This window comes from Bacillus sp. S14(2024) (assembly GCF_050473785.1).
Classification (GTDB): Bacteria; Bacillota; Bacilli; order Bacillales; family Bacillaceae_G; genus Bacillus_A; species Bacillus_A yunxiaonensis.
On the sequence record NZ_JBFLUP010000006.1, the window covers coordinates 3524197 to 3545637 of the forward strand.

General features: G+C 37.6%; 21 protein-coding genes and 2 other annotated features. Of the genes, 8 read left to right on the plus strand and 13 right to left on the minus strand.

Going from position 1 to position 21441, the window contains the following annotated elements:
- Nucleotides 1-102 precede the first annotated feature (102 nt).
- From AB1279_RS17990 to trpE, 8 genes are all read right to left on the minus strand, one after another.
- Nucleotides 103-1599, minus strand: a complete 1497-nt coding sequence (locus AB1279_RS17990; RefSeq protein ID WP_429760148.1) for an L-lactate permease — start codon at nucleotides 1597-1599, stop codon at nucleotides 103-105.
- 170 nt (nucleotides 1600-1769) lie between these two features.
- Entirely contained in the window at nucleotides 1770-2522 is a 753-nt protein-coding gene (trpA, locus tag AB1279_RS17995; RefSeq protein ID WP_429761464.1) for a tryptophan synthase subunit alpha, read from the minus strand.
- A gap of 3 nt (nucleotides 2523-2525) precedes the next feature.
- The gene (trpB, locus tag AB1279_RS18000; RefSeq protein WP_429760149.1) at nucleotides 2526-3719 is read right to left on the minus strand and encodes a tryptophan synthase subunit beta; all 1194 of its coding nucleotides are present in this window, start codon (nucleotides 3717-3719) and stop codon (nucleotides 2526-2528) included.
- Nucleotides 3716-4324: a phosphoribosylanthranilate isomerase gene (locus AB1279_RS18005; protein WP_429760150.1), complete on the minus strand. Its 609-nt coding sequence runs from the start codon at nucleotides 4322-4324 to the stop codon at nucleotides 3716-3718. The genes trpB and AB1279_RS18005 overlap by 4 nt, the downstream gene beginning before the upstream one ends.
- Complete coding sequence (gene trpC, locus AB1279_RS18010) at nucleotides 4321-5082, minus strand: indole-3-glycerol phosphate synthase TrpC (protein ID WP_429760151.1); 762 nt, start codon at nucleotides 5080-5082, stop codon at nucleotides 4321-4323. Before trpC ends, AB1279_RS18005 begins: the two co-directional genes overlap by 4 nt.
- Nucleotides 5083-6108 (minus strand): anthranilate phosphoribosyltransferase, encoded by a 1026-nt coding sequence (gene trpD / locus AB1279_RS18015; RefSeq protein WP_429760152.1) that lies wholly within the window; start codon nucleotides 6106-6108, stop codon nucleotides 5083-5085.
- A complete protein-coding gene (locus AB1279_RS18020) occupies nucleotides 6105-6692 on the minus strand; it encodes an anthranilate synthase component II (RefSeq protein ID WP_429760153.1) in 588 nt (195 codons plus the stop codon). The genes trpD and AB1279_RS18020 overlap by 4 nt, the downstream gene beginning before the upstream one ends.
- Nucleotides 6689-8107: an anthranilate synthase component I gene (trpE, locus tag AB1279_RS18025; RefSeq protein ID WP_429760154.1), complete on the minus strand. Its 1419-nt coding sequence runs from the start codon at nucleotides 8105-8107 to the stop codon at nucleotides 6689-6691. The genes AB1279_RS18020 and trpE overlap by 4 nt, the downstream gene beginning before the upstream one ends.
- Nucleotides 8108-8158: 51 nt before the next feature.
- Nucleotides 8159-8393, minus strand: a binding site (T-box leader).
- Nucleotides 8394-8435: 42 nt separating this feature from the next.
- Nucleotides 8436-8674, minus strand: a binding site (T-box leader).
- Between the two features lie 302 nt (nucleotides 8675-8976).
- Between trpE and putP the strand changes: the two genes are divergently transcribed.
- Nucleotides 8977-10440 (plus strand): sodium/proline symporter PutP, encoded by a 1464-nt coding sequence (gene putP / locus AB1279_RS18030; RefSeq protein ID WP_429760155.1) that lies wholly within the window; start codon nucleotides 8977-8979, stop codon nucleotides 10438-10440.
- A gap of 174 nt (nucleotides 10441-10614) precedes the next feature.
- Complete coding sequence (locus tag AB1279_RS18035) at nucleotides 10615-10992, plus strand: Ig-like domain-containing protein (protein WP_429760156.1); 378 nt, start codon at nucleotides 10615-10617, stop codon at nucleotides 10990-10992.
- A 52-nt stretch (nucleotides 10993-11044) separates the two neighbouring features.
- On the opposite strand, the gene AB1279_RS18040 is transcribed toward AB1279_RS18035, so the two are convergent.
- Nucleotides 11045-11956, minus strand: coding sequence for a DMT family transporter (locus tag AB1279_RS18040; protein WP_429760157.1), 912 nt, complete (start codon nucleotides 11954-11956; stop codon nucleotides 11045-11047).
- Nucleotides 11957-12096: 140 nt separating this feature from the next.
- Here AB1279_RS18040 and AB1279_RS18045 point away from each other — a divergent pair, with 140 nt between their 5' ends.
- The 4 genes from AB1279_RS18045 (at nucleotide 12097) to AB1279_RS18060 (ending at nucleotide 16396) form a co-directional block, all read left to right on the plus strand.
- Nucleotides 12097-12828 carry an alpha/beta hydrolase gene (locus tag AB1279_RS18045; protein WP_429751346.1) on the plus strand — a complete coding sequence of 244 codons (732 nt, stop codon included), beginning with the start codon at nucleotides 12097-12099 and terminating at the stop codon, nucleotides 12826-12828.
- A gap of 237 nt (nucleotides 12829-13065) precedes the next feature.
- Nucleotides 13066-13584 (plus strand): YjcG family protein, encoded by a 519-nt coding sequence (locus AB1279_RS18050; protein WP_429751348.1) that lies wholly within the window; start codon nucleotides 13066-13068, stop codon nucleotides 13582-13584.
- A gap of 1 nt (nucleotide 13585) precedes the next feature.
- On the plus strand, nucleotides 13586-14008 hold the full coding sequence (locus AB1279_RS18055) for a GNAT family N-acetyltransferase (protein WP_429760158.1): 423 nt from the start codon (nucleotides 13586-13588) through the stop codon (nucleotides 14006-14008).
- Between the two features lie 321 nt (nucleotides 14009-14329).
- The gene (locus AB1279_RS18060; protein ID WP_429760160.1) at nucleotides 14330-16396 is read left to right on the plus strand and encodes an ATP-dependent helicase; all 2067 of its coding nucleotides are present in this window, start codon (nucleotides 14330-14332) and stop codon (nucleotides 16394-16396) included.
- Nucleotides 16397-16539: 143 nt separating this feature from the next.
- On the opposite strand, the gene AB1279_RS18065 is transcribed toward AB1279_RS18060, so the two are convergent.
- Together AB1279_RS18065 and AB1279_RS18070 are read right to left on the minus strand one after the other, a co-directional pair.
- The gene (locus AB1279_RS18065; RefSeq protein ID WP_429760162.1) at nucleotides 16540-16740 is read right to left on the minus strand and encodes a cytochrome C oxidase subunit III; all 201 of its coding nucleotides are present in this window, start codon (nucleotides 16738-16740) and stop codon (nucleotides 16540-16542) included.
- 64 nt (nucleotides 16741-16804) lie between these two features.
- Nucleotides 16805-17164 carry a DUF1360 domain-containing protein gene (locus AB1279_RS18070; RefSeq protein WP_429760163.1) on the minus strand — a complete coding sequence of 120 codons (360 nt, stop codon included), beginning with the start codon at nucleotides 17162-17164 and terminating at the stop codon, nucleotides 16805-16807.
- 135 nt (nucleotides 17165-17299) lie between these two features.
- Between AB1279_RS18070 and AB1279_RS18075 the strand changes: the two genes are divergently transcribed.
- On the plus strand, nucleotides 17300-17746 hold the full coding sequence (locus tag AB1279_RS18075; protein WP_429760164.1) for a CotY/CotZ family spore coat protein: 447 nt from the start codon (nucleotides 17300-17302) through the stop codon (nucleotides 17744-17746).
- Between the two features lie 53 nt (nucleotides 17747-17799).
- Here the strand turns inward: AB1279_RS18075 and AB1279_RS18080 are convergent, their stop codons facing one another.
- Entirely contained in the window at nucleotides 17800-18546 is a 747-nt protein-coding gene (locus AB1279_RS18080) for a CotO family spore coat protein (protein ID WP_429760165.1), read from the minus strand.
- Between the two features lie 408 nt (nucleotides 18547-18954).
- On the opposite strand from AB1279_RS18080, the gene AB1279_RS18085 reads away from it, so the two are divergent.
- Nucleotides 18955-19887 carry an exosporium glycoprotein BclB-related protein gene (locus tag AB1279_RS18085; RefSeq protein WP_429760167.1) on the plus strand — a complete coding sequence of 311 codons (933 nt, stop codon included), beginning with the start codon at nucleotides 18955-18957 and terminating at the stop codon, nucleotides 19885-19887.
- A gap of 505 nt (nucleotides 19888-20392) precedes the next feature.
- Here the strand turns inward: AB1279_RS18085 and AB1279_RS18090 are convergent.
- Nucleotides 20393-21307: an NAD-dependent epimerase/dehydratase family protein gene (locus AB1279_RS18090; RefSeq protein ID WP_429760168.1), complete on the minus strand. Its 915-nt coding sequence runs from the start codon at nucleotides 21305-21307 to the stop codon at nucleotides 20393-20395.
- Between the last annotated feature and the right edge of the window lie 134 nt (nucleotides 21308-21441).

Consider the following 21441-nt stretch of genomic DNA (forward strand, 5'->3'; position numbering starts at 1 on the left):
CTTGCAAGCTTATACTCATCCCATGCTCACTCTCTCTTCTTTAGTCTACGAAATTATATATTTCTACAAACAAAACACTTCTCCTATAAGAGAAGCGTTTCTTTACATAATAAGATGCCACACCAAAACCTCACCTACCACAATCAAAACAGCTCCAAAAATCATAAGCGTCGTCTTCTTCAATAACTCATTTTCCCGAAATGGAATGTTACATAAATAAGCGCCAAGCGTAATTCGTGATGGACAAGCAATTGTAGCAAAAGAAGAACTTGTATTTTGCACCGTTGTGACAAATTGCCACGGAAGTCCCACATTTTGCGCTGTCTGCATTTGTAATTTAATAAACATGGCGTTTGACCCGGCATTACTTCCCGTTAAAAAACCGCCAATACCACCGATAAATGGTGCGACAAAAACAAACATCATTCCAAATGTATGGCCAGCTGCTTCCGCCAATAACATATGCATACCTGATGCACCCATTAGTTCAGAAATAGCAATAAACATTGTCGTTGTAATCGCAAATGGGATCCATTGTTTGACTGTTTGCTGCAATGACTGCTTTATTATAATAGAAGGAACTCGGAAGAAAATAACGGTAAATAAACACGTAATCCCAAGCCAAAACCCTGGTGAATACAATAATTCAAGTTTATAAGAGTATGATGGCAAGTTAATAACAGCATATGATTGCAGTGCACTATGTAACGATGGAACTAAGCGAGAGAGTAATATACATACTGTTAAAAATAAATACGGACTAATTATTTTTGCAATGGAAACTTCCTTCTGCTGAGCGGCGGCATGTTCCGAGTACACTTCCTTCTGTTGCCTTGCGGTCACTTTAATGATGATAAACCCAAATGTTATCGTTACAATTGCACTTAAAATCCCAGCTAATTCAACGCTCACATATGCATTAGACAAATAAATAGATAACGAGAATAATAGAAAAAATCCCATTGCTTCTTTCCATTTTTGTGCCACTGCAGACCAGCCACCAACTATATATAAAGAAAGCATGATAAAATACGCAAATATCGGAATACTTAATAACGCTGTACCAGATCCAAGTTGTACTAAAGGTATACCAATAAGCCCTGATCCAATAATTGTTCCCGTTGCCATCGCTCCCCATGAGCTTGCTAATAAACCGATAAACGAAAGTAAAACTGCTTGGAATGGCTTATAACCAAGCGAAATAAAAATAGGAGCTGCCACCATAAAGCCAATTCCAAAGCCGCTTACTGATTCAATAAGCGGACAAATCCCAAAACACATGAGGAGCATTTGCAATAAACGGTCATGTGTAACATGTTCCATAAAACGAGCAACTTGATTGATATACCCCATTTTATTCATAAGGTGAAATAAAAAAATGCCGAAGAATAAAACATATCCGACGATAAAACAAATTAAACCGCCTTTAATTGTTGCGTGGACAACCTCACCAATTTGCAATTGAAACGCGGGTGTTAATAAAACGATTCCAATACATACAACATAAGAAATTAATGAGGCTTTAAGCGATGTTTGCTTGAAGACAAATAAACAAATAAAAATCATTACAATCGGAATAAGAGCTAACAATACTGTCATACAATCATCTCATTTCTTAGAGGATACAATTGTATCCATTATATAATAGAAGAAAGAATTTTCAATTAATTTAAAACCCTTTTTATCAGCAATAATACAAAAAAGAAGCTACCTTAATAGCAGCCTCTCTCTTTTATCCCGCTATTCGCGAGCAGTAAGATCCCCTCACTTTATTTTACCGCAGCAATGAGCTCACGAATTTCATCTTGCTTTTCATTTTCTAACAGCTCAATCACTTTACTTCCAACGACAACTCCGTCGCATACTCTAATCATTTCTTCTATGTGCTCAGCCTTTGATATGCCAAACCCCGCAACTACTGGAAGATGTACATGCGCTTTTACTTTTTCTAAGTAACTATGAATTTCCTGCTTAAAGTCACGCCTAACCCCAGTAACCCCCGCTACCGTTACCGCATATACAAACCCTTGTGATTCGCTTGTAATCTTTTGAATGCGTTCAATCGGACTTGTTACAGTAACAAGTGGAATTAAAGCAATATTTGCATCACGAAGCAGCGGTGCAATCATATCTTGTTCTTCATATGGCAAGTCTGGAACGATAATTCCATCTACACCAGCTTCAAGACAACTTCCTATAAACCGTTCTTTTCCAAATGCTAAAATTGGATTTAAATAGGTCATAAGTACAAATGGAATATTTACTTCTTGTCTTACTTCCGCTAATGCCTGGAAAATTCCACTAAGCGTTGTTCCATTTTCTAACGCTCGTTTTCCAGCTCTTTGAATCGTTGGTCCATCTGCAACTGGATCAGAAAAAGGAATTCCAATTTCAATAATGCTTGCCCCGGCTTCATCTAAAAAACGAATTTGTTCTTGTAAATCACCATCTCCACCCATTACGTACGGGATGAATGCTTTTTTCCCATTTTGAAATGCTGCAGTAATTCTTTCTACTCCCATCATTTACACCTCTTCCATATAACGTTTTATACTTTCAACATCTTTATCTCCGCGTCCTGATAAACAAATGACAAGTCCCTCATCACTTTTCATGGTCTGCGCTAATTTAAGTGCATACGCCACTGCATGTGAGCTTTCTAATGCTGGTATAATTCCTTCTTTTTTCGTTAACAACTGAAAGGCATGCAGCGCTTCTTCATCTGTTATTGAATGATAAGATACACGGCCGATATCTTTTAATAAGCTATGCTCTGGACCAACACCCGGGTAATCCAATCCTGCCGAAATCGAATGCGCCTCTTGAATTTGTCCCTCCTCATTTTGCAGAAGATACATCATAGATCCGTGCAAAACGCCAACGCTTCCTTTCGTTAATGTTGCCGCATGCTTCCCTGTATGAACCCCTTTACCTGCTGCTTCTACGCCGTAAAGAGCAACTTCTTCATCTTGTACAAATGGATAAAACATTCCCATCGCATTACTGCCGCCGCCAATGCAAGCTACAACTGCTTCTGGTAATTTTCCCTCCAGCGCTGCATATTGCTTCTTCGTTTCCTTACCGATAACACTTTGGAAATCACGTACGATTTGCGGAAACGGATGCGGTCCAAGGACAGATCCCATTACATAGTGCGTATCATGTACATGTGCAACCCAGTAGCGAAGTGCCTCATTTACTGCATCTTTTAACGTCCCGCTTCCTGCTGCGACGCTTTCAACTTTCGCACCTAATAGTTCCATCCGAAAAACATTTAACTTTTGGCGTTTTACATCCTCTTCTCCCATGAAAATAACGCACTCTAAACCGAGCAGGGCACATACAGTTGCTGTTGCCACCCCGTGCTGCCCAGCACCAGTTTCCGCCACAACTTTTTTCTTACCCATTCGCACCGCAAGAAGCGCTTGCCCAATTGTGTTGTTAATTTTATGAGCTCCTGTATGATTTAAATCTTCTCGCTTTAAATAAATTTTTGCTCCGCCGCAATACTTCGTAAGATTTTCCGCAAAATACAGAGGTGTTTCTCTCCCGACATATGTTTGTAAATAATGATCTAACTCTTGCCTAAATGCTTCATCTTGCATTGCTTCTTTATATGCTTCTTCTAACTCTAAAACAGACTGCATTAACGTTTCTGGAACGTAACGTCCTCCATAAATCCCGTAATGACCTTTTTCATCTGGATATGCGTATTTCATCTGTAACACTCCTTCGCTTTTGTTATAAATTTTTTTATTTTCTCGATATCTTTTTTCCCATCTGTTTCTACACCGCTGCTCACGTCAACCATATATGGCTGAACGATTTCAATCGCTTCTGTAATATTTTCAAGGTGTAATCCCCCAGCTAATATACATTTTTTTTCAATCGTATTTGACCGGAATAACTCCCATGAAAATGTTTTGCCATTTCCACCATGAAACTTTTCTTTTGGACTATCAAATAATATAAAATCAGTTTCATATTCTTGTGCTCGTTTTATATCTTCGCTCGAACTTACACCAATCGCTTTTATAGACGGAATATTCAATCTTCTAATATGATGATTTTCTTCATCCCCATGCAGTTGTACATGTGTTAAACCACAATATGTTGCAATTTTCTGGATCACGTCGATTGATTCATTTACGAAAACGCCAACTTTCATCACATTCACCGGAAGCTCTTCAATAATTTGTTTTGCTTTCTCTGGCGTAATTTCCCGTTTACTTTTCGCAAACACAAATCCGATAGCATCAGCGCCGTATTCACAGGCGTTTTTCGCTGTTTCGATGTCGGTAATACCGCAAATCTTTACTTTCATATCGTCACCTGCAACGATTGAAAAAAGTCTCCGACAGTCGGTGCTGTCATAAACGCTTCTCCGACAAGAATTCCTTTTGCACCCGCTTTCTTAACACGTACAATATCTTCTTTCGTATGAATACCGCTCTCGCTAATCCACAGTACGTTTTGTTCATTTAACCGTTTCCCGAGCTGCTCCGTTATACGTAAATCGACTTCAAATGTTTTCAAGTTTCGATTGTTTACTCCAATGACATCAGGATTTAGCTCTAATGCTGTTTCTAATTCCTCTTCATTATGAACCTCTACAATCGCTTCTAAGCCGAGCTCTTTTACATACGCATATAACTCAAATAATTTTTCCTTTGTTAATGCAGCAACAATAAGTAAAATGAGATTTGCTCCCGCATCATATGCCCGGTCAATTTGGATTCTATCAATAATAAAATCTTTACATAAAAGTGGTACATTCGTATGTGCTCTTGCTGTTTCTAAATCATGAAAAGAGCCCTTAAAAAATTGACCATCTGTTAAAACAGAGATTGCTCCTGCACCATTTGTTTCATAGAGCTGAGCTTGTTTAGCAACATCAACATGTAAATTGATATCTCCTTTAGACGGTGAAGCACGTTTTATTTCTGCAATCACAGTAAATTGCTGCAGCGCTTCTACAAGAGAATATGATTTACGCATTTTCTTCACTGGTGTATACGTTTCATATAACACTGCTACTTCTTTCTGTTTTTGTTCGATAATTTTCGTTAAAATCGTTTCCATTTAGTTCACCCTCTCTAGCTTTTGATTACTTGCAGCGATTAATAAATTTAATTTTTCTAACGCCTTTCCCGAATCAATACTATGAACCGCTAAGCGAATACCATCTTTAATTGTTTCTGCTTTTCCGTTTGCAAAAAGAGCAAGACCTGCATTTAATAACACCGTATCACGGTATACACTGTCTTCTCCCTGCAGCACATTTAATGTAATATTGGCATTTTCTTTCGCGTCTCCACCTCGAATCGCTTCGTTTTTCACACGTGAAAATCCATACTCTTCTGGGGAAATACTTACTTCGATAATCTTGTTATCTTTTAAAATTGCTGCGTGATTTTCTCCTTGCAAAGATGCTTCATCTAAAAACCCGCTCCCATTTACAACAATTGCTTGTTTTCTCCCAAGCTTTTGCAATACCTTTGCCACTGGAAGTAACATCTCTCGTTTATAAATACCAACGAACTGTGTTTCTAAGTCAATTGGATTTGTAAGTGGCCCAATCAAGTTAAAGATTGTTGGAACATTTAATTCTTTTCTTACTTTCATAATGCGGCGCAGTGCCGGATGCATCGCCGGTGCAAATAGAAAAGCAATCCCAACTTTCTCTAACAAATAATCAATTTGCTTCGGCGAACATGCAATGTTTACACCGAGCTCCTCTAATAAATCTGCACTTCCCGTTTTACTAGAAACGGCACGATTACCATGTTTCGCAACCTTTACGCCGGCACCAGCAAGTACGAAGGCTGATGTTGTACTAACATTAAATGTTTGCGCTCCATCACCGCCGGTTCCGCAATTGTCCATCGCACCTACAATATGATTAGAAAATGGCAATGCTTTTTCACGAAGAGCGCGAACAAGGCCGTATATTTCATCTGCCGTTTCTCCCTTTGCTTTTAACACTGCTAAAAAAGCAGCAATTTCACTCTCTAAAATATCCTCGCTTAATAATGCAATACCCGCTTCATACATTTCATGTTCTGTTAAATTTTGCCTCTCTACTAATTTTCGAAGATAGCAATTCATACTCTCTCCACCTCTTTCACATGAGATAAAAATGCCTGTATTAATTTCCCGCCTTCTTCCGTTGCAATTGATTCCGGATGAAACTGTAATCCGAAAAGCGGATAATAATTATGACGAACTGCCATGATTTCTCCGTCATCCATCGCCGTAGCTAATACATCAAAACAATTAGGAAGAGTATGTCGCTCTGCTACGAGTGAATGGTAACGCATCGCTGTTAGCGGTTGTTTTACATATGAGAATATCGATGTGCCATTATGTTTCACAAGTGACGTTTTCCCATGTTTAATCCGCTCTGCTTGAACAATTTCTCCGCCAAAAGCAGTAACAATCGCTTGATGCCCTAGACAAATACCAAGAATCGGAATACTTTTATAAAAGTGTTGAATCACTTCAATACAAATCCCCGCATCTTCTGGTCTTCCTGGTCCTGGAGAAAGAATTATTGCTTGCGGTTTCATTCCCTCTAATTCCTTGATCGTCACTTTATCATTACGAATTACAACGATGTTCTCTGCGTAAGCACCTAACAATTGATACAAGTTATATGTGAATGAATCATAATTATCAATGAGAACAATCATTTCATGACCTCCAAGAGCGCTTTTGCTTTATTTAATGTTTCTTCATATTCAGATGCAGGATTTGAATCATATACAATACCAGCCCCAGCCTGTACATATGCTTTTTCATCTTTTACAACCATTGTTCGTATCGCAAGTGCCATGTCCATATTCCCCGAGAAGGAAATATAGCCAACTGCTCCGGCATATACATTTCGTTTTTCTGTTTCTAATTCATTTATAATTTCCATTGCCCTAATTTTTGGAGCTCCTGACACAGTTCCTGCCGGTAAGCAATACGCTAACGCATCAAAGCAGTTCATATTTTTTCGCAATGTTCCGGAAACTTCAGATACAATATGCATTACATGCGAATACTTTTCAATTTTCATATATTTATCTAATTGAACTGAACCGATCTCACTCACCCGTCCAATATCATTACGTCCTAAATCTACAAGCATCATATGTTCCGCTTGCTCCTTCTCGTTTGCAAGCAGTTCCTTCGCTATCTTTTCATCCTCTTCTTTCGTTTTTCCGCGCGGCCTTGTTCCTGCGATTGGATTCGTCATGACCTTTTCATCTCGTACAGAAAGCAAGCTTTCCGGTGAAGAGCCCAGTACGACGTAATCTTGAAAATCAATATAAAACATATAAGGAGATGGATTCGCGGTGCGAAGCCTGCGATATAACGCAAATGGATTTCCTGTAAAATCACTTTGCAAACGCTGTGATAGCACAACTTGAAAGATATCTCCTGCCCGAATATGTTCCTTTGCCTGTTCAACCATTTCGTAAAACCGTGCTTCTGTTACAGAAGATGTAAAGAATAAAGAAACAGACGGTTCTTTCACATATTCTTCTGATTCATGTAACAATGCCTGTTTATATACTTGCAGTTGCTCGTAAACTTCTTCATACGAGTCCGTATCATCGCCTTGGTACACATATACAAACGATAGCTTTTGTCGCAGATGATCATATACAACAAACATACGATAAAGCAGCACATGCACTTCTGGAATATTTAATGGGTCAGACAACATTTCTCCAATATCTTCGTATTGCCGAATGACATCATAGCCAATATAGCCAACTGCTCCTCCACAAAACGGAAATGGACTCTCAACTTGATTTGGTGCAAGTGTACTTTCCAGTTCCTTTAATACGTTTCCGTTTAGCTTTTCTGTCACATCATTTATCGTAATCTCTATTTCTTTGCCAATACTTTTGATTTCTCCGTAAGGATCACACCCTAAATAAGAATAACGCCCTTTATCTTGATGAAGCTGCGAGCTTTCGAGTAAGAACTTTTTCTCACCTTTCATACGGCGATATAAAGCAATTGGTGTCAAACTATCGCCTTCTTCCTCTTGAATAACAAGAAAAGGTTTCCCTTGTTGTTTTCGCATCATAAATTGTTCTTTCGTTATCATAACTGTCACCTCTCTGCCTAAAATAAAAAAGTCCCCTGCATATGGATATATGCAGAGGACGATAAAATTACCGCGGTACCACCTCTTGTTGGATGCAAAGCATCCCGCTTTTTCAGGTACAATATTATACCCAATCCTTGTAACGGCGGAACCCGGGTTGCCTACTTATCGTTCAGCATACCTCTCGTAAGCCCATTCCGTACTTGGCACCGCACCGGGCTCTCACCTACCCCCGGCTCTCTGGAACGTCTCCAATGTACGTACTCTTCTTACTCATCGATTTATCATATTCATTTTTTTCTATACAAAAAGGGAGTACTCATCCTATAAAAAGGACGGGTACTCCCGTGGTGCCACCTTAATTCGTTACAAAAGTAACGCACTTTTCCGTATCGAAATACAATACGTGTCTCTTGTAACGATGAGATCTTTTCGCCAAAGCCTACTTCTTTCGTTTCGGTTTGGAAGCTCCGAAGCCCATTCCATATTACTTTCATACTGATTCGCACCAACCATCAGCTCTCTGTCATGTCCGTAATATGTACTCTTCTTCATCAACGCTCACGTTTTTAAATTTGAATTCATTATATGCCTTTCTTTTTTTAGAAGTCAACACTTTCCGAAAAAATTTTTTATCCATACGTTAAATATTATATTGATAAAACATCTCATCTTTATGTAAAAATAATAAATACTCTATAAAAATAGCTGTTTATTGTCAGAAGGTTTTATATCACAAAAATAAAATACCACAAAAAAACACTTATATTTCTGAAAATTCTTATTTGTGTATGGAATTTTATACATAATTATGCTAGATTATAGTTATGGGGTACATCAAAAGATACTACTTACGAAAGGGGACTTACATGAATACACAGATTTTAATTTCAATTTCGATCTATATGATTGGGATGTTAGTAATTGGCTACATTGCCTACAAACGAACATCAAACTTAACAGATTATATGCTTGGCGGGCGTACATTAGGTCCCGCAGTAACAGCACTAAGTGCAGGCGCTGCTGATATGAGCGGATGGCTGTTAATGGGATTACCCGGTGCTATGTTTGCAACAGGTCTAAGCAGCAGTTGGATTGCGATTGGCTTAACACTCGGCGCTTACGCAAACTGGCTATACGTCGCTCCTCGCTTACGTACCTATTCTGAACTGGCAAACAACTCGATTACAATTCCAGAATTTTTAGAACATCGTTTCCATGACAAATCTCATATGCTACGCCTTGTTTCCGGACTTGTTATTATGATTTTCTTTACATTTTATGTAGCTTCGGGATTAGTTTCAGGTGCTGTTCTATTTCGTAATACATTTGGAATGGACTATCATATGGGACTTTTCATCGTTGCCGCTGTTGTTGTAGCTTATACGTTATTTGGCGGTTTCTTAGCTGTAAGTTGGACAGACTTCGTGCAAGGGATTATTATGGTTGTCGCACTCGTTTTAGTTCCAATTGTAACAATTATGCATGTAAATGGTCTTGGGCCAGCATTTCATACCATTCGTTCTATCGACCCAACATTATTAAATATTTTTAAAGGTACTTCTGTACTTGGCATTATTTCCTTATTCGCTTGGGGTCTTGGTTATGTTGGACAACCTCATATTATCGTTCGCTTTATGGCGATTTCATCTGTAAAGGAATTAAAAAGCGCTCGCCGCATCGGAATGAGCTGGATGATTTTCTCTATCGTCGGCGCTATGTTTACTGGACTAATCGGGATTGCATATTATGCTGACATGGGCAAAAAATTAGCAGATCCAGAAACGATTTTCCTTGAGCTTGGAAATATTTTATTCCACCCACTCATTACCGGCTTTTTATTAGCTGCCATTTTAGCAGCAATTATGAGTACTATTTCCTCCCAGCTTCTTGTTACATCAAGTGCTGTCACAGAAGATTTATACCGAACATTTTTCCGCCGTTCTGCAACGGATCGCGAACTTGTTTTTGTAGGACGTATGGCCGTTCTTGTCATTGCGTTAGTTGCAAGTGGACTTGCCTTTAAACAAAATGGCACAATTTTAGCACTTGTTGGTTATGCTTGGGCAGGTTTTGGTTCTTCATTTGGACCAGTCATTTTATTAAGCCTATACTGGAAGCGAATGACGAAATGGGGCGCTCTTGCTGGTATGATTGCCGGGGCAACAACCGTTATTACGTGGACACAATTTCAATTTTTAAAAGATATGTTATATGAAATGATTCCTGGTTTCGCTGCTAGTTTACTTGCTATTATCATTGTAAGCCTATTAACAAAACCAGCAGAAACCGTTCAAAAAGACTTTGAAGAATTCGAAAAAATAGCTTCTTAATCTCAGAAAAAAATAATCCCTGCCTCTATGGTATAGCAGCAGGGATTATTTTTTTCTCGCTTACATACTGAATTTTCTGGAAATTAACAAAATCTTTATGTTATCTTAAATTAATCCTAACATTTTTTATGTATAGTATAACTAAGAACATTATACAGAAGGGAGACCACTCACATGTTATCATCATTTCGCCTACAAAAACACTTTACAACATCTTCATATGCTAAAACACAAACAGATACACCTCATATTAAACTTGTTCCTTCTGTTGTGCCGGTCATCGGCGTACAACTAAACAAAGCTAAATTAAAGCTAAAAACTGGACAAAGTGCAGAACTCACAGCAACTGTTCTTCCTTCTCTAGCAAGTAACCAAGAGCTAATTTGGACGAGCACTAGTCCTCATATTGTAGAAATTAGCACTTCAAAGCATAAAACAATCGTAACAGGAAAACAAGCTGGACGAGCTGTTATTATTGTCACAACTGCAGAAGGAAAATTCCGTGACCTATGTACCGTCCACGTTCAGCCGTATATGACACAGCCAAAATAAAATGAAACTCCCAATAGCGGGAGTTTCACTTCTGTTCAATGCATGGTAATAACTACGTCTTTTGCGTATATACTGCACCTTCTACTCGCTCTTTATATGCGCTCTTTTGCTGTTGCAGTAAAAATATTGATACACCGCATAATACAAGAAGACTTCCTGCCACTTGCATTACATTTAGTTTTTCACCTAGTAAAAAGAAAGCAAGAATTGTTGCACCAACAGGCTCTCCTAAAATACTCATAGATATTGTCGTCGCATTCACATAATTTAATAGCCAGTTATGAATCATTTGAGATACAGTTGGTACAGTTGCAAGTAAGAAAAATACAGTCCAGTCCCCTGATGAATAACCTGTAAATGGAATTTGCAGCATCATGTTATAAGCACTTAAAAATAAAGCTGCAAATGTAAAGACAGTAAAACTATATATCCAATGGGAGACTTTTTTCACTGTTGTTTGCCCAATGAACAAATATCCAACCACTGCAATTACACTTAAAAATGATAGTATATCGCCTAAGATAGCTTCCCTACTCAGTCCTAAGTCTCCCCATCCAATACACCCTACACCAATAATTGCAATTCCCATTGTTGCAAGTGCAACAAGTGTTGTTCTTTCTTTAAATAGGAAAAATCCTCCCACAAGAGATACGAGCGGCTGCAGTGCTAAAATAATTGTTGAACTTGCAACTGTTGTAAATTTTAACGATGCAAACCACAGAAGAAAATGCAATGCTAAAAAGAAACCAGATCCAATTAAAAATCCCCAGTCCTTCTTCTGAATGCTCGTAAATTCCTCTCTTCTCTTCCAAACAATAGGAAGCATAATAAGTACAACAATCCATAAACGATACATACTTAAAATAGAAGATGGTGCTGTAGACATTTTTACAAAAATAGCCGCAAATGAAATCGTAATAATCGAAATCGCTAACGGCAGAGCAATCGATTTTGGCTGCTTCATATGTCATCTCCTTATCTATGAAAAATTCCTATTTCATTATAGCTCCTTTCTTCGATTACTGAATACTAATTTTTTAGATTCTTCTCATTCTTATGCTAAAATAAAATTGTAGTAACTTTTAAATTAGGGGAGATTACACAATGACACAAACAATAGGGAAAATTGAAGAACTTACATTTTACAGTAAATCATTGCAAGAAGAAATTTCGCTTCTCGTTTATTTACCAGCAAACTTCACGCCGCTTCATAAGCACACCATTGTAATTGCACAAGATGGAAGAGATTATTTTCAACTCGGCAAAGCACATCGCGTGATAGAATCACTTCGTGAAACAGAAGAAATTGATCGAACTATTATTGTTGGTATTCCATATAAAGATGTACACGACCGAAAAGAAAAATATCATCCAAACGGATCGCAAAATGACATGTATATTCGCTTTTTAGCTCACGAGCTTGCTCCATATTTAGATGAGAAGTACCCAACGTATCAAATGGGAAAAGGCCGCGTTTTAATTGGAGATTCTTTAGGTGGTACAGTTTCATTTATGACAGCTCTTATGTATCCGCATACATTCGGTAAAGTGATTATGCAATCACCATTCGTTAATGAATCTGTATTAGAACGTGCCAAAACGTTTACGGAGCCGCAAACATTAGATTTATACCATATTATTGGTACAGAAGAAACAAATGTAAAAACAACAGATGGCAACATTTCTGATTTTGTAGCACCAAACCGAGAATTGCATAATCTTCTTATTGAAAAAGGATTTACAACCTATTACGAAGAGTTTAATGGTAATCACACATGGAAATATTGGCAAAAAAACTTGCCACATGCGTTTTCTCATATGTTATCAATAAAGTGAAGCTTCCTTTAGTAGGCGCTTTTTCCACTGAAGGTTAGTTGAACCAATCGGGCGCATGCCAGCAGTTATCCCCCACCTATCTTCTTCGCTTCTCTCAATCTTGAGGTGGGGGTCTTACTGCTCGCAAATAGCGGGATGAAATAATACGCAGTATTTTTCAGAATCATCTGATATAATAAAGAAGTGTTCTTTTTTCACAAAAACATTTTACGTTCAGACAAAGGGAGGAATTTAGAGATGAAACTAGGTATTGTAATTTTTCCATCAAAAATGATTCAAGATAAAGCAAACGGTCTGCGTAAGCGTTACGATCCACATTATGCATTAGTTCCACCACACATTACATTGAAAACACCTTTTGAAGCGGCTGATGAACAGTTAGAAACAATTGTAAAAGAGCTGCGTACAATCGGAAGCAAAACAAATCCGTTTACACTACATGTTGGAAAAGTGAGCTCGTTTGCACCTGTAAATAATGTTATTTACTTTAAAGTGGAAAAAACACCAGAATTAACATTTCTAAATGAAGAAATGCATAGCGGTATATTCACACAAGATCGCGAATATGCTTTTGTGCCACACCTTACAATTGGACAACAATTATCAGATGCTGAACATGCTGATGTTTTAGGTCGCCTAAAAATGAAAGATTTCTATTATGAACAACCAATTGACCGTTTCCATTTAGTATATCAATTAGAAAATGGGACATGGACAGTATATGAGACATTCCATTTAGGAAAGGAGCAACAGTAATTTGCAAATTATTGTCGTACAAAATGAAAAGCAGCTAGAAGATGCATTTTCCGTTCGAAAACAAGTTTTTGTGGACGAGCAAAATGTTTCGGCCGAAGAAGAATACGATGAATATGAAGATGTCGCAAAACATGTTGTTTTATACGATGAAGGTGTTCCAGTTGGTGCTGGGCGTTTTCGCATCGTTGACGGCATAGGAAAAATGGAACGTATTTGTGTCCTATCCTCTCATCGTCAAAAAGGGGCCGGGAAAATCATTATGAATGCGTTAGAAACTCTTGCGAAAGAGGAAGCTCTTCCAAAACTAAAACTTCATGCTCAAACACATGCTGAGCCGTTTTATAATAAGATTGGATATGAAACAATTTCTGAAATGTTTATGGAAGCTGATATTCCGCATGTTGTGATGATAAAAAAACTATAAAAGAAGCGCCATGTTTGGCGCTTCTTTTCATTTTCCCTCTAATTCTTTAATGGAAAAATAACCTTACTTTTACTATATAAATCCATTTTCTTTTTTCAACATGTAAGTCGCGGCTATGTCAAACAAACGGTGACATGCACTCGTTTTCTCGCTTTGTTTTAATATTGCATGGGGCAGGAAAAGGACCTGAACGCTTCTATGCATGGCCAGTTCCTCTCGCCTCACCTAAAAAGAAAGAGGTTTTTAGGTCGTTTTTACATTGCCATTTCCCCTATCTTCCGATAAAGTTATAAGTTGATGCTACTTATTGAAGGTGAAATTATGACTAAGGAAAATTTTTCGCAAAAATCATTAACACATTCGAATATACCTCGCGCAACTTATCATATTCCTAAAACATCTACCGAATTAATTGATCAAAATGATGCGGATGTTACCTATTTTCGCGCTCTTGAAAAACAAGGAATACATTTAAATGAAAAACAATTAGAAGCTGTTCGTCAGACAGAAGGACCCGTTCTCACATTAGCTGGCGCTGGCAGTGGAAAAACGTCTGTCTTAACAACGCGCGTTGGCTATTTAGTTAACGTAAAAGGTGTTCACCCGCGCAACATATTGCTGCTCACATTTACACAAAAAGCAGCGGAAGAAATTCGAAGCCGCGTAGCAACATTACCTGGTATGACACATGCAGCGAGCCAATATCTTGTTGCTGGAACATTCCACTCTGTTTTCTTAAAATTACTTCGCAGCCAAGGATACAACCAACAAATTTTAGCAAACGAAAAGCATAAGCAAATTATTATAAAGAAAATTTTAAAAGAACTTCGTTTAAAAGATGACTATGATGCAGAAAGTATGCTAGCAATGATTTCACTTGAAAAAAACAAATTAAATAGACCAAAAGATGTACAGGCCAAAACACCCGTTGAACGTGAATTTCAAGAAGTATATCAACGCTATGAAGACGTAAAGCAAAGTCATCGTTATCTAGATTTTGATGATATTTTACTTGAAACGTTTTATTTACTAGAAAATAATGCGGCATTATTAACACAGCTGCAGGGGCGCTTTCAATATATTGAAGTGGATGAATTTCAAGATACATCATACGCCCAGTATGAAATTGTAAAACTATTAGCAGCACCGCAAAACAACTTATTTATTGCAGGCGATGACGACCAAGCGATCTACGGCTGGCGCGGAGCTAGTCACCAAATTATCCTTTCTTTCCCAAAGGAATTTGATGATACAACCATTATTACTTTAAATACAAACTATCGTTCAAACCCATACATTGTCGGACTTGGTAATGAAGTCATTAAGCTGAATCAAGAACGATTTAACAAAGAATTGTACACCGTTCACGAAGAAGGCATACAACCATTTTATTCAAGACCAGCGACAACATTAGATGAAGCCAATCAAGTGCTGCAACTCATTCAAGATAAAGTAGCAAGTGGTGAACGAAACTATACCGATTTTTGTTTGTTATACCGGACACATTCTGTAAGCCGTTCCTTACTCGATCAGCTTACGATTCATAAAATTCCGTTTGTCAAATATGGGGCAAGCCAATCGTTTTATGAACACTCGCTTATTAAACCTGTATTAGATCAACTACGTTTGGCCTTTGAGCCATTTCGCTTAGAATCACTCGCAAGTATTTTGCCAACGATGTATATCGGGCGCGATGAATGTATATCGTTTATCGAAAGAGAACAATGGAAATACGGTGAAGGTCGCTTCCCTTCCCTTTTACATTTTCTTTTACTTAATCCCAATCTAAAGCCGTTCCAAGTAAAGAAAATTAATGATCGTATTGATTTCTTGAAATTTATTAAAGAGCTCGAACCGAAAAAAGCATTAAAAGAAATCATTAAAGGAAAAGGGCAATACTTAGAATATCTGCAAAGCAATGACCGTTCTTCCTTTACGATGCAAAAAGAAATACAAGAAGAAATGCTTGAAGAACTTATTGAATCTGCAAATCGTTTTTCAGACATTCCAGCGTACTTAGAATTTATAAACACAGCTATTCAAAATCAAAAAGAAATGGAAACATTAAAAACACGGACTCAACAAGATGCTGTATCGCTTATGTCTATTCATAACGCCAAAGGCCTTGAATTTCCATGTGTTTTCTTACTCGGTGCAAGCGATGGGATATTACCGCATTCTTCATCTTTAAAAGACGCGAACGATCGCGTCACTGATACTTCGGAAGCATTAGAGGAAGAACGCCGCTTAGCATACGTTGCTATTACGCGCGCAAAAGAAGAATTATATATTTCTTCTCCGCAATTTTTTAGAGGGAAGAAACTTGATGTTTCTAGATTTTTATTTTTGACGAGGGATGACTTACAAAAAAACAAAATAACAAATTAAATGGCTTCTGCTTGAAACGCCATTTCATGAAACTTTTTCAATTACAGTCCTCCTTCAAAACAAAAAGTACCCTGTTTTTTCTTATCCACAGAATAAACAGGGTACTTTTTGTTCAAAAGCGGACTCATTATTTACATGTTTCATTATCTAAAATATTTATTTTTATTTCCACCGCAGTTACAACCTTTTTTCTTCACATATCCTTGCTGTTCCAGTTGCTGTTCCAGTTGCTGTTGTTCTTGCTGTGCTTGTTGCTGCTGTCCTTGTTGCTGTTGCTGCATTTTGTGCCAATATTGAAGATTATTGTATGGATTAGGTTGCTGATAATTCGCCATGGCAAACATCTCCTCTATTTTTTAACGCTCTCTTTACTATATGAACAACCTTTTTGTTTCGTTCCTTCATTTCTCAATTCCCCACCATCCGACTCACAATCGTCTCAATAATCGCTGCAACCCCAGCAACTGCTAATAACAAAATAATTGGCTCTGCTACTTTAGGAATCCATTCATAACACAAAAGCAATAGAGCGCTCATCCATATTCCTGTACACCAATAGCAACTTAACAATTCACCAAAAAATTTACGTATGCCTGTTTCTCTTATTTTCATGTACGTTGAAACCGTACCATCCTCTTCTGTAATCTGTATTTCTTCAATAAAAGGCGCACGAATAAAAGACGTAATCTTATCATATACAAGAAGATGTGTTAACCGAAATACTGCGAATGAAAAAATAAAAAACATAAGCCAACTCTCAAAAACCAAGGTCCTCATCCCCTTTTCTTGTCCTCTAAATACAGGCTTATCCGTTGAAAAAAACAACTTGAGAGCAGTAACAGATTTACCCTGCATTCAATATTCTAATAGTGTAATCAAAACTTATGATAAGGAGTGAAAAGAATGGGTAACAATGATGACAAAAAGAATTTACGCATCAATTGCGTATGTGATGTTGTAAACTTCATCAATGAATTACAAGATTGTGCGACAGGCACATGCCCAACAGGATGTGACGTTCCATTCCTTGGTGCACATCAAGGCTCTAGAATCGCAAACACTCGCCCATTTGTGTTATATAATGGTCAAGGGGCTGTATTCAGTGTATATATTCCTTCTAATGGTCCAGAAGTTTTATCTTCCATTCTTCGCGTAGAAAGCGTAGATGACTGCTATGCAGTATTACGTGTATTAGAAGTACCAGATGTACCAGCTGGTCAAAATGCAATTTCTTACTTTTTAAATACCCCTACTGCTACACTACAAGCAACACCTGCTGTTATAACTGTTGATTTAAATTGTTTCTGTGGAATTCAATGCCTACGTGACGTACACGTTGCAGGCGTATAATTTGTAAACCAAAAAACTATTGAGGTGGTAGGAATCCTACCACCTTTTCCGCATTATAATCCCGTCATGCGAATCGACACTACATCTTCTATATTTAAGGAAAAATTCCCAATGTTGCCTGGTACCACCATTTGCAGCACTCTATTTTCATAAGAAGTAATCACCCCTATATAAGAAGCCCTTTCTGTTTTCACTATACATTTCACATTTGGTATATAATGAGGTCGATGTAACAAGAAATAAACCTTCTCTTCGTTATTCATAGCTTTAAACGATTTATTCTGCCATGTGATACTTGAAGATTTTACAAATTGTTTATCGTTTTGTTTTGGTTGATTCTCTTCCGCTGCATTCGCGTGCGTGTTATGTTGATCAACGACATCCTCCGCTACATCCGTTTGCATGGTTTCTTGATCAATGACATCTATCTCCGCTACATCCGTTTGCATGGTTTCTTGATCAATGACATCTATCTCTTCTACACCCGTTTGCATGGTTTCTTGATTAATGACATCTATCTCTTCTACACCCGTTTGCATGGTTTCTTGATCAATGACATCTATCTCTTCTACATCCGTTTGCATGGTTTCTTGATCAGCTATGTTTATCTCCTCAACAATATAGTGAGTCTGTTCACTATTTTCAACATTATCTATTTCGTTTTCCTCTGTTCCAGCCGTTTGTTCTGTCTGTTTCACAATCACACTCCGCTGCATATGGCGCTGGAGTTTATATAAATCCAAATATTTTGTATATAATAACGGTTGATTTTTCTCTTTCTTTATTTGTTTATCCACCATCCTCAATCCTCCTTTTTACTGAAACGTACGTTATTACAGTTATATTCATACAAAGTGAAGAAGTTTCGTTAAAAATTGATTCTTTATTTATCTACATAAGGTATATTACCCATTGCCTTAAAATTAGAAATTGCTCTATAACACTTTCTATTTCCTTTATTTTTTATAAAAAAGATAAGAAGGCGTCAACTCGGTTAATTCAAATAACGTTTATATGTAATTCTTATAAAACAATGAAATTAGGTTACCTTCACAAGAAAAAAAACAATTTAAAGATAATTTGAATTACAGTGTGATTTCAAAAAGAAATTGTCCCATTTTGTGAGACAACCCAGTACCATTTTCTTCATTATTCATAAAATATATCGAAGACACTATTTTTATAAAAAGATTAAGGAGGTTAAAAATTTGGGTAATAATCAAGATAAATTTATGCCGTTTCCTTGTGCATTTCCTATACCAGAAATAGGCCCAACCGGACCGACTGGGCCGACCGGACCTGCTGGAGGACCGATTGGGCCAACTGGACCTGCTGGACCGACTGGCGGCACTGGACCTGCTGGACCGACTGGTGGCACTGGACCTGCTGGACCGACTGGTGGCACTGGACCTGCTGGACCGACTGGTGGCACTGGACCTGCTGGACCGACTGGTGGCACTGGACCTGCTGGACCGACTGGCGGCACTGGACCTGCTGGACCGACTGGCGGCACTGGACCTGCTGGACCGACTGGTGGCACTGGACCTGTTGGACCGACTGGTGGCACTGGACCTGCTGGACCGACTGGTGGCACTGGACCTGCTGGCTCTAGTACTATCATTCCATTTGCATCTGGCACGACACCTATTACACCAGCTACTGCTTTAGGCGGAACTCTTGCTGTTGGAAGTGCTATTGGATTTGGGTCTTCTATTCCTAGTATCACTTTATTAGGAACGTCTCCTAATACTCTTGTCCTTTCCCTAGCAACTGAAGCATTTACAATGCCTCGCAACGGCACCATTGAATCAGTATGGGCAAACTTTACCGCTACAGGTCTTAATGTAACTCTTCCTCTTGGTGGTAGCGTCATCGTTGAAGCATCTTTATATATAAACACTGTAGCCAACAATAACACGAACGTTTTCACTCAACTTACAAGCACTGTTGTAAACTTAAGTCCAAATATCACTTCCACAACTGTATTTCCTGTAAATCTCGCTGGTTCCAATACTACAGTGAGTCAACCAGTAACTGCTGGGGATCGTTTATTAATGGTCTTTTCCATAATCGATACTGGCGGTCTAACTTCTGTTGCTATTCTTACAGGTTCAGCAAGTGCCGGAGTTGAAATCGTTTAGTTGAAATATTTTCTGTAGTAAGGTTTTCATAACATCGCTACACCTATTCAACAAAACGAAAAATATGTAAATAATGAGGAGGCATCGTGGCCTCCTCATTATTTATTTTTCGGTTCCTGTTTATTTACATTTTGAATATTAATATTTTTTCAATCCGCCCATTTCTACTAAATGAAGTAAAATTATACTTTATGATCTAATTCAAAAATAAGATAGATTTGAATTGTTACAGCATAATATCAGGAACTCATAATTTAAGTTAGCTACCTCCTTTACTTATCTGATACTTGTTGAAAGTACAGGCGTTCCACAAGAATATGCTTCTAGTGAGGCTACTAGTTTCCCCTCATTTGCTGCGGTAATTAATAATAAACCTAAAAAAACGCAGCCATTTCTACAATTAGTAATCGTCACTCCTGGGCGGCTTCAATAAATCTATTTTTAAAAGCATTTGTAGTAGTTTTATAGAGAATGTGACACTTTTTCTATAAGACATCCACTTCATTTATTTTTTTCGAAAGAACGAAACGGTTTCTTCCAATCCTTGAAGCAATGAAAATTGCGGCTCCCAGTTCAAATATTTTCTAGCTTTATTGTTTAATAGAGAGCTATAAATAATATCTCCCGGTCTTTTCTCTTTATATATTCTCTTATCTTCTATTTTCATTACACTACAAATTATATTCAGCAATTCATTGACTGAAGTTTGTTGATTCGAACTAATATTACATATTTGATTGTCAGCATTCCTAAGAGCTAAGAAGTTAGCATATGCTACATCTTTAACAAAAATAAAATCTCTTGTTTGCTTTCCATCGCCATATATAATTGGACTATCATTCTTTAATAATCGGTCAATAAAAATAGAAATAACACCCGCTTCTCCATTTGCATCCTGTCTTGCGCCATACACATTAGAATATCTAAGAATTGTATACTTTAAACCCGAAAGCTTTGCAAATAATTGAGTATAGGTTTCACTGGTCAATTTTGATAAACCATAAAATGATACAGGATTAAGATCATGATTCTCATCAATAGGTAAATATTTAGGATTCCCATATGCAGCAGCGGTTGATGCATAGATAAATTTTTTTACGTTATACTTTATACAAGATTGTAGAATATTTATAGTGGCCATAATATTTTCACTACAATCATAAAGTGGCTGTTTTACAGATTCCTGCACAGATACCTGTGCCGCTTGATGTATTACAAAATCTGGTTTCTCTGTCATAAAAATTTTATCAATATCGGGATCACGTATATCAAAATGATAAAAAGCAGCCCTTGATGGAATGTTATACTTATGACCAGTAGCTAAATTATCAACAACCACTGTCTTTATATTGTTTTCCAATAAGGTTTCAACAATATGTGAACCTATAAAACCCGCTCCACCTGTGACTAAAACTTTCAATAATTTCTCCCTCCCTCAAATTTATATTTCCTATAAGAAAAATAAGAATGTCTGCTTATTAAATTCATGAAATTCTTGATTTCTATAAAGTGAAACTTCCATCAGTGTTTTTTATCCCCTACTGATGGTTAGTC

Excerpts from the sequence above, each read along its gene's own strand:
- AB1279_RS18020 (WP_429760153.1), bottom strand. The coding sequence starts at position 6,692 with ATGATTGTTCTCATTGATAATTATGATTCATTCACATATAACTTGTAT.
- trpD (WP_429760152.1), bottom strand. The coding sequence starts at position 6,108 with ATGAATTGCTATCTTCGAAAATTAGTAGAGAGGCAAAATTTAACAGAA.
- AB1279_RS18050 (WP_429751348.1), top strand. The coding sequence starts at position 13,066 with ATGAAACTAGGTATTGTAATTTTTCCATCAAAAATGATTCAAGATAAA.
- AB1279_RS18060 (WP_429760160.1), top strand. The coding sequence starts at position 14,330 with ATGACTAAGGAAAATTTTTCGCAAAAATCATTAACACATTCGAATATA.
- trpA (WP_429761464.1), bottom strand. The coding sequence starts at position 2,522 with ATGGGAGTAGAAAGAATTACTGCAGCATTTCAAAATGGGAAAAAAGCA.
- trpE (WP_429760154.1), bottom strand. The coding sequence starts at position 8,107 with ATGATAACGAAAGAACAATTTATGATGCGAAAACAACAAGGGAAACCT.
- AB1279_RS17990 (WP_429760148.1), bottom strand. The coding sequence starts at position 1,599 with ATGACAGTATTGTTAGCTCTTATTCCGATTGTAATGATTTTTATTTGT.
- AB1279_RS18080 (WP_429760165.1), bottom strand. The coding sequence starts at position 18,546 with ATGGTGGATAAACAAATAAAGAAAGAGAAAAATCAACCGTTATTATAT.
- putP (WP_429760155.1), top strand. The coding sequence starts at position 8,977 with ATGAATACACAGATTTTAATTTCAATTTCGATCTATATGATTGGGATG.
- AB1279_RS18075 (WP_429760164.1), top strand. The coding sequence starts at position 17,300 with ATGGGTAACAATGATGACAAAAAGAATTTACGCATCAATTGCGTATGT.
- AB1279_RS18035 (WP_429760156.1), top strand. The coding sequence starts at position 10,615 with ATGTTATCATCATTTCGCCTACAAAAACACTTTACAACATCTTCATAT.
- AB1279_RS18065 (WP_429760162.1), bottom strand. The coding sequence starts at position 16,740 with ATGTTTGCCATGGCGAATTATCAGCAACCTAATCCATACAATAATCTT.
- AB1279_RS18040 (WP_429760157.1), bottom strand. The coding sequence starts at position 11,956 with ATGAAGCAGCCAAAATCGATTGCTCTGCCGTTAGCGATTTCGATTATT.
- AB1279_RS18045 (WP_429751346.1), top strand. The coding sequence starts at position 12,097 with ATGACACAAACAATAGGGAAAATTGAAGAACTTACATTTTACAGTAAA.
- AB1279_RS18005 (WP_429760150.1), bottom strand. The coding sequence starts at position 4,324 with ATGAAAGTAAAGATTTGCGGTATTACCGACATCGAAACAGCGAAAAAC.
- trpB (WP_429760149.1), bottom strand. The coding sequence starts at position 3,719 with ATGAAATACGCATATCCAGATGAAAAAGGTCATTACGGGATTTATGGA.
- trpC (WP_429760151.1), bottom strand. The coding sequence starts at position 5,082 with ATGGAAACGATTTTAACGAAAATTATCGAACAAAAACAGAAAGAAGTA.